Consider the following 11,039-nt stretch of genomic DNA (forward strand, 5'->3'; position numbering starts at 1 on the left):
TATGTTTTACTTCTGGGTGAAATTGAACTCCATAAAGTTTTTTAGAAACATTTGCCATAGCAGCTACTGGGCAGTGTTTAGAAGTTGCAATAATTTCAAATCCGTTTGGTACTTTAGCTATATGATCTGTATGACTCATCCAACATTGATTTTCATTTATTCCTTTGAAAATAATAGCATCCTTGTTTAGGTCAACCTCTACTTTTCCATATTCACGAACATCTGATGTTTTAACTTCTCCACCAAATGCTTGTGCCATTAACTGAGCACCATAACATATTCCTAAAATAGGAATACCAAGTTCAAATATTTCTTTTTCAATTTGGGGAGCACCCTCGGCATATACACTATTAGGTCCACCTGTAAATATTATACCTATTGGGTTCATGTTTTTTATCTTTTGAACAGAATATGTATATGGTATTATTTCGCAATAAACACTATTTTCTCTAACTCTTCTTGCAATAAGTTGATTATATTGACCGCCAAAATCAACTACTAAAACTAATTCTCTATTAATCAATGTTTTTCCTCCTGTGCATTTAGGCCTTATTTTATCTAGCTGTTCTTATCTATACTAGCTGTTTTCATCTATTCTAGCTGTTTACGCTATAGTTTGGTGATTCTTTTGTAATTGATACATCATGTGGATGACTTTCGCGAAGTCCTGCTGAACTCTGAACAACAAATGTTGAAGTTTCAAATAATTGTACTAGTGTTGCTGAACCTAAATATCCCATACCTGATCTAATCCCACCGACCATTTGGAATATAGTATCTATAACGCTTCCTTTGAAAGGCAATCTTCCTTCTACACCTTCTGGAACTAATTTTTTATTTCCTTCTTGAAAATATCTGTCCTTACTTCCACAAGCCATAGCACTTAGTGAACCCATGCCTCTGTACACCTTATAACTTCTTCCTTGGTATATTTCCATCTCGCCTGGCGCTTCCTCGCAGCCTGCGAACATAGAACCAATCATTACTACCTTAGCACCTGCTGCTAATGCCTTAACTATGTCTCCTGAATATTTTATACCACCATCTGCAATTACAGGAATTCCATATTTATTTCCCTCTTCAACACAGTCCATTACTGCTGTAAGTTGAGGAACTCCTACTCCTGCTACAATCCTTGTAGTACAAATTGAACCAGGACCTATTCCAACCTTAACACAATCTGCTCCTGCTTCAATTAAATCATGAGTTGCTGCAGCGGTTGCAATATTTCCTGCAATTATTTGAAGTTCTGGGTATGCACCCTTTATTTCACGTACAGCGTCTAGTACTCCCAACGAATGTCCATGAGCTGTATCGATAGTTATTACATCTACTCCAGCCTTTACAAGCGCTGCTACCCTATCCATCTTATCTGCAGTTACACCAACAGTCGCACCACATAACAATCTTCCGCGAGCATCCTTTGCTGCATCTGGAAATCTTATAGTTTTCTCTATATCTTTTATAGTTATAAGACCTCTTAAATTATTCTCACTATCTACTAAAGGTAACTTCTCTATTTTATGTTTTTTAAGAAGTTCTTTTGCTTGTTGCATACTTGTTCCTTCTGGTGCTGTTATCAAATTTTTACTTGTCATTATATCTTTAATCTTTTTACTATAATCAGTTTCAAAGACTATATCTCTATTCGTAATTATTCCAACAAGCTTACCATTCGTTGTAATAGGAACTCCTGATATTCTATATTTTTTCATTAATTCTAAAGCATCTTCTAGAAGGTTTTCTGGTGATAAGAAAAATGGATCTGTAATTACACCATTTTCTTGTCTTTTAACTCTATCAACTTCAATAGCTTGATTTTCAATACTCATATTCTTATGTATAATACCTATTCCACCCTCTCTAGCCATTGCAATAGCCATTCTAGATTCAGTAACAGTATCCATTGCTGCACTCATTAATGGTATATTTAATTTTATTTTCTTTGTAAGGTAGGTACCTAAAGTAACATCTCTAGGTAAAACTTCAGATTTATTTGGTACTAATAATACATCATCAAATGTATACGCTTGTTTTAATATCTTTGCCATTTAATCCTCTCTCCTTTGTACTTCTATTTTAGGTACATAAAAACAAATATCATATCAAAAGTGATATTATATTTAATTGAATGTTCCTTATATTCATTTTTATAATTGGCATAAAAACCTATATATATACGACATTTTAAAATAAGGTATAAAATATAGAAAAGCATACTAATCCTACTTTAACCAAAGTAAAATTAGCATACCTAAAATAAGTTCATACTAATATTACCCATAGTGGTCAATTTAAGGCTGACCGTAGATGCTCCTTGCCATATTCAAGGGATATATGAGTAGCGTTGTTGTTTTTTGTAGCTATTACAACTATGATAGTTAATGTTTAAACATTTGTCAATAACTATCTTATACTTGTTCGTTTACATAACAAAAACATTATTTTTCTGTTATATAAAATAAAAAAATTAACTAGATATAATCTAGTTAATTTTTCTATTCTAATATATTTTATTTTAATTAGAATGTTAATTTCTCTTAGTACATTCCATCCATTCCCATTCCTGGTGCTCCACCCATTGGTGCTGGATTTTTCTCAGGGATATCTGCAACTGCAACTTCTGTTGTCAAGAATGTTGCTGCAACAGATGCGGCATTTTGAAGTGCTGATCTTACAACTTTTGTTGGGTCAACAATTCCTGCTTTGTTCATATTAACTAATTTATCATTTAACGCATCATATCCAATTTCTCCAGCGCTTTCTCTAACTTTTTCTATTATAACTGAAGCTTCTGCGCCAGCATTAGTAACTATTTGTCTTAATGGTTCTTCTAAAGCTCTTTTTATTATGTTGATACCTACTTGAATATCCGATACATCTGAAGTTAATTTAGCAATTTCAGTAATTGCATTAATATAAACTGTTCCACCACCTGGAACTATTCCTTCTTCAACTGCTGCTTTTGTAGCTGCAAGAGCATCTTCTATTCTTAATTTTTTCTCTTTTAATTCAGTTTCAGTAGCGGCTCCAACTTTTATTACAGCTACTCCTCCTGCAAGTTTAGCAAGTCTTTCTTGTAATTTCTCTTTATCAAAATCTGATGTAGTATCTTCAATTTGTTTTTTAATTTGAGATACTCTATCATGTATTGCTGTCTTATCACCTTTTCCGTTTACTATTGTAGTGTTTTCTTTAGATATTTTAACACTTTCAGCTTTTCCAAGCATTTCAACAGTAACATCTTTTAATTCTTTTCCTAGTTCTTCACTTATAACTTCTCCACCAGTTAGAGTTGCTATATCTTGAAGCATTTCTTTTCTTCTATCCCCAAAACCTGGTGCTTTAACTCCTACACAAGTAAAGGTTCCTCTTAACTTATTAACAACTAATGTGCTTAAAGCTTCTCCTTCAATATCCTCAGCAACTATTAACAATTTTTTACCTTGTTGAACAATTTGCTCAAGTATTGGAAGTATGTCTTGTATATTTGTTATTTTCTTATCAGTTATTAAAATATATGGTTCTTCAAGATTTGCTTCCATCTTTTCTGTATCTGTAACCATATATGCACTTAAATATCCACGGTCAAACTGCATTCCTTCAACTACGTCAAGTTCTGTTCCCATAGATTTTGATTCTTCTACAGTTATAACACCTTCATTACCTACTTTTTCCATAGCATCAGCTATTAAAGCACCTGTTACTTCGTCACTAGCTGATATAGAAGCAACTCTAGCTATATCTTCTTTACCGCTTACTGGTTTAGAGGCTTTTTTAATTTCTTCAACTGCTTTATCTACTGCCATTTTTATACCAGTTCTAATCATCATTGGATTAGCTCCAGCTGTAACATTCTTTAAACCTTCTCTTATTATAGCCTGAGCAAGTAATGTAGCTGTAGTTGTTCCATCTCCTGCTACATCATTAGTTTTAGTAGCAACTTCTTTAACAAGTTGTGCTCCCATATTTTCAAATGGATCTTCAAGTTCTATCTCTCTTGCTATAGTAACACCATCGTTTGTTATTAATGGTGATCCAAATTTCTTATCTAAAATAACATTTCTACCTTTGGGTCCTAGTGTTATTTTTACTGTGTTTGCAAGTTTGTCTACACCTCTTTGCATAGCTCTTCTTGCTTCTTCTCCAAACAATACATTTTTAGCCATTTAAAAACCCTCCTTGTGCGTCAATGATTAAATATAATATTTAATCATTGACGCAATTAATTAAATACTATTTTTCAATTATAGCTAGTAATTCTTCTTGTTTTAATATGATATATTCAATACCATCATATTTTATTTCATTTCCTGAATATTTAGAGAATAGTACTTTATCCCCTGTTTTAACTTCCATTTTAATTAGTTTTCCATCTTCTGTTTTTCCTGGTCCTACTGCAATAACCTCAGCTTCTTGTGGTTTTTCCTTTGAAGCTCCTGCAAGGACTATTCCACTTTTAGTAGTTTCCTCTGCTTCTAATCTTTTAATTAATACCCTATCACTAAGTGGTCTAATGTTCATTTTAAACCCCTCCTTTTATATTTTTATTCCTTTTGTTAGCACTCATCACATCCGAGTGCTAATATGTTCTATAACTTATATAATAATTAATAATCAGTATAATTGCAACTTCAATTACCGTACGCATTCTTCCATTTATAACCATACAATCAAATTAAGTTTTATACTCACCGCATTTCGCAGTTATTCTCTTCTTTCCTTTATTCTCTCAAATTCATTGTAATTTTTATGAAATTAATTTTTCTTGTATAGATTTATGCATATTTGTTATACTTACTAATAGAGGTGATTTTGTGAATATTTTAAACAAATCTATAATTGACCGCTCTTCTTTAAGCTTTATTATTAATAAAGTAAAAACCTTAATTAAATTTTTATTTAGAGCAATTTTTATTTCAAGTTTTGTATTTTCTTTTTTGGTTTTGAGTGTAAATTTTACTTTACTTTTCAAGCCCTTGTATTACATTGATATTGGAACATTAAAAATCGAACAATCTTCAGGATTAAATAAAAGCGACTTAAAATCCAATTACAATTATGTTATTACATATTTAACTCAAAATAAAAATGAAGAATTTAATCTTCCAACATTACCGTCATCAATTCATGGTAAAATTCATTTTAAAGAAGTTAAAGTAATTTTTGATAAACTTAAAATAATGCTATTATTTTCATTGCTAATAAGTATTGCAGGTGTCCTTGTAAATAAAAAAAGAAAAACAATAAGATATCTATTAACTGCTTCCATCTTTCTTATTATTATACCGGTTATACTTCTTATACCCTTCTTAGTTAATTTTGATAAAAGTTTCACTATTTTTCATCACATCTTTTTTAACAATAATTATTGGCTTTTTGATCTTAAATTAGACCCCGTAATAACAATCCTACCACAAAGTTTTTTCTTCCACTCTGCTATATTAATGATTTCTTTAATTATTATGTGTAGTATAATATTAGCCATTATATATAAAAGTACTAAAAAATCACATTTTTTATAAGATCTATAAAAAATGTGATTTTAATATGTCTTTTTCTTTTTTATCGTATTTTTAATTATAGTATTGCCTTTTAAAAGACCTATTAGGAATAAAAAGCTCATTATTACTCCTATAGTAATTAAACTAGTAACATTTTTTGAATATATTTCTTCTCCAAAGTAAGACGATATAAAAATCCCTGGAATTCTTCCCAGTGTTGAATATATGCAAAAATCTTTAAAAGAGATATTCGATACACCACATATATATGCTAGTGCATCCTTTGGTACTCCCGGAATTAAATAAAATGCGAATACAACAATCTTTTTACTTCCTACGTCTAATATTTTTTTAAAGAATTTTATTTCCTTTTTTAACATCAACTTTTCCACTAGTGGTTTCCCATAATCCTTAGCAATAAGATATACCATTATGCTTCCTAACGTAATTCCAATTAAAGATATCACTCCGCCCCAAAAAGTACCAAAAATATACCCTCCAGCAATTTGTATAAATTCCCCTGGAATAAAAAATACTACTACTTGTAAAACCTGCATAAGTATGAAGACTAAAACACTTAAATTACCGTAAGAAAGGACAATTTTTTTCATTATATTAGGATTTTTAATTAAATCCGAATACTTGAAAAAATACTGATATCCTACATACATAAAAATCAACACAATTGCTATTATTACTATATGTTGCTTATGTCCTAATACCTTTATTCTTACGTAATCCCATACTTTTTTCATAGATCTCCATCCTCTTTATTTTTTATAAGATTCAGTAGTAGTCCATAATTTTATCTCTTGTTTGTTATTTTGCTTAATTTTCATTAATTTATTCTATTTTAATATTATTTTCTCTTGCATAGTAAAATAAATACTGTTGTGCGAAGCCTGCTAAGTTTTCAAATTTATCTCTAGCAAAAGTTCTTATTTTAGGTAGCGACACATCTGGTGCTAAATAAAAAAACTGCATCGCTCTCTTAACCCACACATCCACTGGGAAAGCAGAATATTTTTGCATGGAAAAAAGCATGATACAATCAGAAACCTTTGGTCCAATACCGCTTAATTTCTGTAATTCTTGATGGCAAACATCATCATCACATGATTTAATAAATTCTAAATTCACATCATCTGCATATATTCTATGCACTGCATCCTTTACGTATTTAGATCTAAAGCCTAGACCACAACCTTGAATTTCCTCAATAGATGCTTTATCTAATTCTGCCGCTGTTGGAAACGCATAGTATGTATCACCCTTGTATTCTATTGCTTTCCCCCATTTTTCGCTTAACCTATTAATAGCTCTTTTTATCATAGGTATTCTATTATTTGAAGAAATTATAAATGATATCGTAAGTTCAAATGGTTCTTGCTGAAGTAATCTTATTCCATACCCAAAATTAACGGATCTTTCAAGAAGTGGATCTTTTCGAAATTTTTCTTTAATAACTGTATACTCTCTTTTAAGATCAAAATAATCACACCAAAGTTTTTGAAATTCTTCCTCATCTATATTATATATTTTCACATCCATCTCATTTTTTTCTACTTCTACTACCTTTCCATATGCCACTCCTATGTAGGTGCCACTCTCCTGTTTATTCCACCTAAAACATTGACCACATTCGAATATATGATCTAATTCGAAGTTATCTACACCTTTTATAATAATGCCATTATCAAACGATTCAACTTTTTTATAATCCATAATTTTTCCTTTCCTTACCTCTTATTATTAACTTGTGATTCACGAGTCACAATTTCATCTAATATTTGTGCTGCCATTTCAATCATAACTCTACAACCAATATCTTCTTTTTTATATTTTGCTTTAAGTATTGTACAATTATTCGTACCAAGCTTGCCTTCAAACTTTTTAAAAAATTCCTGACATAGCTTTTTCACTCTGTCTCCTTCATGTCCTTTTACTTTAGTAAACAATATACCTATAACAGCTATTGAACCTGTTATTGCTCCACATACGCTTTCTATGCCCATTCCACCGCCAAAAGCTGACATGGTCTTAAATGTTTCGCTATTTAAATTTAAATTATATTCTTCATTAGCAGAATAAATCATCACCTCAGCACAGTTAAGATTATATTCCTTAGTATAATATTTGTTTATCTTATTAATTAACATACATAAACCTCCTAATATTCAACCTCATTATGACAGACAATATATAATAATAAAATTTATTTTCTTAAAAAAACAACTCCATAAACCTTTGTTTATGGAGTTATTTATGTTAATCATCTCTTTCAGAGCTGCAGGTCATCTCTTTCAGAGCTGCATTAGTTTGTTAACATTTCATCTATAGCTTTAGCAGCTTTTTTACCTGCTTCCATAGCTAATATAACTGTAGCCGCTCCCGAAACTGCATCTCCACCAGCATATACATTCTTTTTAGATGTTAATCCAGTTTCATCCTCCGCAATTATACACTTACGTTTATTAATATCTAAACCTTTTGTTGTCAATGGAATTAAAGGATTTGGCGATGTGCCTAAAGACATTATAACTGTATTAACATCCATCGTGAATTCTGAACCCTCAATAGTTATAGGTCTTCTTCTTCCTGAAGCATCCGGCTCACCGAGTTGCATTCTTACACATTTCATACCTATAACATTTCCTTTTTCATCTCCTAGGATTTCAATTGGATTAACAAGTAGATCCATTATAACCCCTTCTTCTTTTGCATGGTGTACTTCTTCAGCTCTTGCTGGAAGTTCTGATTCTGATCTTCTATATACTATGTGTCCTTCCGCTCCAAGCCTTACTGCTGTACGTACAGAGTCCATAGCAACATTACCTCCACCTACAACAGCAACCTTTTCGCCTGTTCTTATAGGGGTCTGATATCCTTCTTTATATGCTTTCATTAAATTATTTCTAGTTAAATACTCATTAGCAGAAAACACTCCATTTAAATTTTCTCCTGGTATTCCCATAAACATCGGAAGTCCTGCACCCGAACCAATAAATATAGCTTTAAAATCTTCATCATTCATCAATTGATCTATTGTTACAGTTCGTCCTACTATAACATTTGTTTCTAATTTAACACCTAATTTTTTAACATTCTCAACTTCATGTTTAACGACTGTTTCTTTTGGAAGTCTAAATTCTGGTATACCATATACCAAAACTCCACCCGCTTCATGGAGTGCTTCGAATATAGTTACATCATATCCAGCTTTTGCTAAATCTCCAGCGCAAGTAAGTCCTGATGGACCACTTCCTACTACTGCAACCTTAATACCGTTTTTAGGCTTAGTTTCTGAAAGATCAACATTATGCTCCCTTGAGTAATCTCCTACAAATCTTTCAAGTTTACCTATAGCTATTGCATCTCCCTTTATTCCCAATATGCACTTGCTCTCACATTGAGTTTCTTGTGGACAAACTCTACCACAAACAGCTGGTAGAGCACTGTATTTAGCTATGACCTTAACTGCCTCAACAAACTCTTTATTTTTAACATGCTTAATAAAACCAGGAATATCTATTGCAACAGGACATTTACTAACGCACATTGGTTTTTTACAGTTTAGACATCTTGTAGCTTCTTTAACTGCTTCATCTTCTGTATATCCTAAACATACCTCTTTAAAATTAGTAGCTCTTATTTTGGGATCTTGCTCTTCTATTGGAATTCTTTTCTTGTTATCCATTATTTAGTACCTCCTAAACCACAGCCGGCTTTAATTCCTTCATTTTTAGAAAATTCTTGAGTTTTGTACATTGATTGTCTTCTCATTGCTTCATCAAAATTAACCTTATGTCCATCAAATTCTGGTCCATCAACGCAAGCAAATTTAGTTACGCCATCTACTGTAAGTCTACAAGCTCCACACATTCCAGTTCCATCTACCATAATAGGATTCATACTTACAATAGTTGATATTCCAAGGTCTTCAGTTAATTTGCAAACAAACTTCATCATTATCATAGGTCCAATAGCAACCACTAAATCGTATTTTTTACCTTCATTTTGAACTAATTCTTTCAATTTATTTGTAACAAGCCCCTTATATCCATAAGAACCATCATCTGTACATGGATATACATTTCCCGCTACTTTCTTCATTTCTTCTTCCATAATCACATATTCTTTAGCTTTTGCGCCTATTATTACATCTGCCTTTATGCCTTGAGAGTTAAGCCATTTTACCTGAGGGTAAACTGGCGCTGTTCCAAGTCCCCCAGCTACGAATACAATTTTCTTTTTCTTTAACTCTTCAATACTTTCACTCATTAATTCTGATGCTTGTCCAAGAGGTCCCACAAAATCTTCGAATGAATCACCAACTTCATATTTTTCCATTTCTTTTGTTGAGCAGCCTATAGTCTGAACTACTATAGTAACTGTTCCTCTTTCGGCATTAAAGTCACTTATTGTTAATGGTATTCTCTCACCTTTTTCATCCATCTTTATTATTATAAATTGACCAGGTTGTGCTGCTTTAGCCACTCTTGGTGCCTCAATATCCATTAAAAATATTTGTGGTGCCAATTCTTTCTTTCCAACTATTTTATACATTTTTTTGCCTCCACATCTTTCTATAATTTTAGTCTGCTTATGTACCCATATTAAAATCTTTATTATCCTATGATATTTATACTATCATTATTTTACCACAAAAACTATAATATATTAAAATGTTGAATTTAATTTTAAATGAAATCTTATATTAAAATAGACAGATAGCAAAGAGCATAAAATACTAATGCTATTACTACCTGTCTTATTTTTAATTATTGTACATTGACAAAAATTATACAATCATTGTTTGATTCTCTATCTCTTTATTTTAAAAATTAACTTTTTCGCCTGTAAATGAACATGTTAATACTTTTTTCATTTCATCTAAATTTATTGGTCTTGGGTTAGATCCTGTACATGCATCTTTTAAAGCATTTTCAGCTATAAAATTCAAATTAGTATCAAACTCTTCTTTAGTCATACCATTTTCAGAGAAAGATAATGGTATATTTAGAGTCTTATTTAAGTCTCTTATCATATCTGTTAATGAATTTATTAATTCATCATCTGTATTGCCATCTAGTTTTAATGTTCTAGCAATTGTAGCATATCTATCTCCACAAGATTTCTTATTAAAATCTATAACATGTGGAAGAAGTATTGCATTAGCGAGTCCGTGTGCAACGTGGAATACACCACCTATTTTATGTGCCATGCTATGAGATATTCCAAGTAGTGCGTTTGAAAATGCCATTCCAGCAAGGCATTGTGCCATATGCATCTCATTTCTTGCCTCAACATCTCCATTAAATGATTTTACTAAGTTAGCTTTAATCATAGTTATAGCTTGCATCGCAAGCGGATCCGAGAAACAAGAATGAAGTCCTGCAACATAAGCCTCAAATGCATGAGTTAATGCATCCATGCCTGTATGCGCTACCAATTTTGGTGGCATTGTTTGAGCAAGCGACGGATCAACTATAGCTATATCTGGAGTTAAGTTGAAATCTGCTAAAGGATATTTTA

Annotated in this window: 12 protein-coding genes and 1 riboswitch; of the genes, 1 reads left to right on the forward strand and 11 read right to left on the reverse strand. The window is 31.6% G+C overall.

What is annotated here, in order from left to right; genetic code table 11:
* The 5 genes from guaA to Q0649_RS13400 form a co-directional block, all read right to left on the reverse strand.
* A partial coding sequence (guaA, locus tag Q0649_RS13380; RefSeq protein ID WP_298842816.1) for a glutamine-hydrolyzing GMP synthase occupies nucleotides 1-520 on the reverse strand: 520 nt, incomplete at its 3' end.
* 76 nt (nucleotides 521-596) lie between these two features.
* Entirely contained in the window at nucleotides 597-2,051 is a 1,455-nt protein-coding gene (gene guaB / locus Q0649_RS13385) for an IMP dehydrogenase (protein ID WP_298842818.1), read from the reverse strand.
* 212 nt (nucleotides 2,052-2,263) lie between these two features.
* Nucleotides 2,264-2,361: riboswitch (purine riboswitch) on the reverse strand.
* 179 nt (nucleotides 2,362-2,540) lie between these two features.
* The gene (gene groL / locus Q0649_RS13390) at nucleotides 2,541-4,169 is read right to left on the reverse strand and encodes a chaperonin GroEL (RefSeq protein WP_298842820.1); all 1,629 of its coding nucleotides are present in this window, start codon (nucleotides 4,167-4,169) and stop codon (nucleotides 2,541-2,543) included.
* A 67-nt stretch (nucleotides 4,170-4,236) separates the two neighbouring features.
* Nucleotides 4,237-4,524: a co-chaperone GroES gene (gene groES / locus Q0649_RS13395; RefSeq protein WP_298842822.1), complete on the reverse strand. Its 288-nt coding sequence runs from the start codon at nucleotides 4,522-4,524 to the stop codon at nucleotides 4,237-4,239.
* Nucleotides 4,525-4,750: 226 nt separating this feature from the next.
* Entirely contained in the window at nucleotides 4,751-4,975 is a 225-nt protein-coding gene (locus Q0649_RS13400) for a hypothetical protein (RefSeq protein ID WP_298842845.1), read from the reverse strand.
* Here Q0649_RS13400 and Q0649_RS13405 point away from each other — a divergent pair.
* Nucleotides 4,947-5,525 (forward strand): TIGR01906 family membrane protein, encoded by a 579-nt coding sequence (locus tag Q0649_RS13405; RefSeq protein WP_298842842.1) that lies wholly within the window; start codon nucleotides 4,947-4,949, stop codon nucleotides 5,523-5,525. The genes Q0649_RS13400 and Q0649_RS13405 overlap by 29 nt on opposite strands.
* A 20-nt stretch (nucleotides 5,526-5,545) precedes the next feature.
* On the opposite strand, the gene Q0649_RS13410 is transcribed toward Q0649_RS13405, so the two are convergent.
* The 6 genes from Q0649_RS13410 to Q0649_RS13435 form a co-directional block, all read right to left on the reverse strand.
* Entirely contained in the window at nucleotides 5,546-6,259 is a 714-nt protein-coding gene (locus Q0649_RS13410) for a TVP38/TMEM64 family protein (RefSeq protein WP_298842825.1), read from the reverse strand.
* An 88-nt stretch (nucleotides 6,260-6,347) separates the two neighbouring features.
* A complete protein-coding gene (locus Q0649_RS13415; protein ID WP_298842827.1) occupies nucleotides 6,348-7,229 on the reverse strand; it encodes a DNA-3-methyladenine glycosylase in 882 nt (293 codons plus the stop codon).
* Nucleotides 7,230-7,243: 14 nt separating this feature from the next.
* Nucleotides 7,244-7,663 carry a C-GCAxxG-C-C family (seleno)protein gene (locus Q0649_RS13420; protein ID WP_298842830.1) on the reverse strand — a complete coding sequence of 140 codons (420 nt, stop codon included), beginning with the start codon at nucleotides 7,661-7,663 and terminating at the stop codon, nucleotides 7,244-7,246.
* Between the two features lie 155 nt (nucleotides 7,664-7,818).
* Nucleotides 7,819-9,201, reverse strand: a complete 1,383-nt coding sequence (gene gltA / locus Q0649_RS13425) for an NADPH-dependent glutamate synthase (protein WP_298842833.1) — start codon at nucleotides 9,199-9,201, stop codon at nucleotides 7,819-7,821.
* Nucleotides 9,201-10,070 (reverse strand): sulfide/dihydroorotate dehydrogenase-like FAD/NAD-binding protein, encoded by an 870-nt coding sequence (locus Q0649_RS13430; protein ID WP_298842836.1) that lies wholly within the window; start codon nucleotides 10,068-10,070, stop codon nucleotides 9,201-9,203. The genes gltA and Q0649_RS13430 overlap by 1 nt, the downstream gene beginning before the upstream one ends.
* A 271-nt stretch (nucleotides 10,071-10,341) precedes the next feature.
* Nucleotides 10,342-11,039, reverse strand: a 698-nt coding sequence (locus Q0649_RS13435; RefSeq protein ID WP_298842839.1) for an iron-containing alcohol dehydrogenase, incomplete at its 5' end; no start/stop codon positions are given.

It is taken from the genome of uncultured Clostridium sp., from assembly GCF_937920395.1.
Lineage (GTDB): Bacteria > Bacillota > Clostridia > Clostridiales > Clostridiaceae > Clostridium_AD.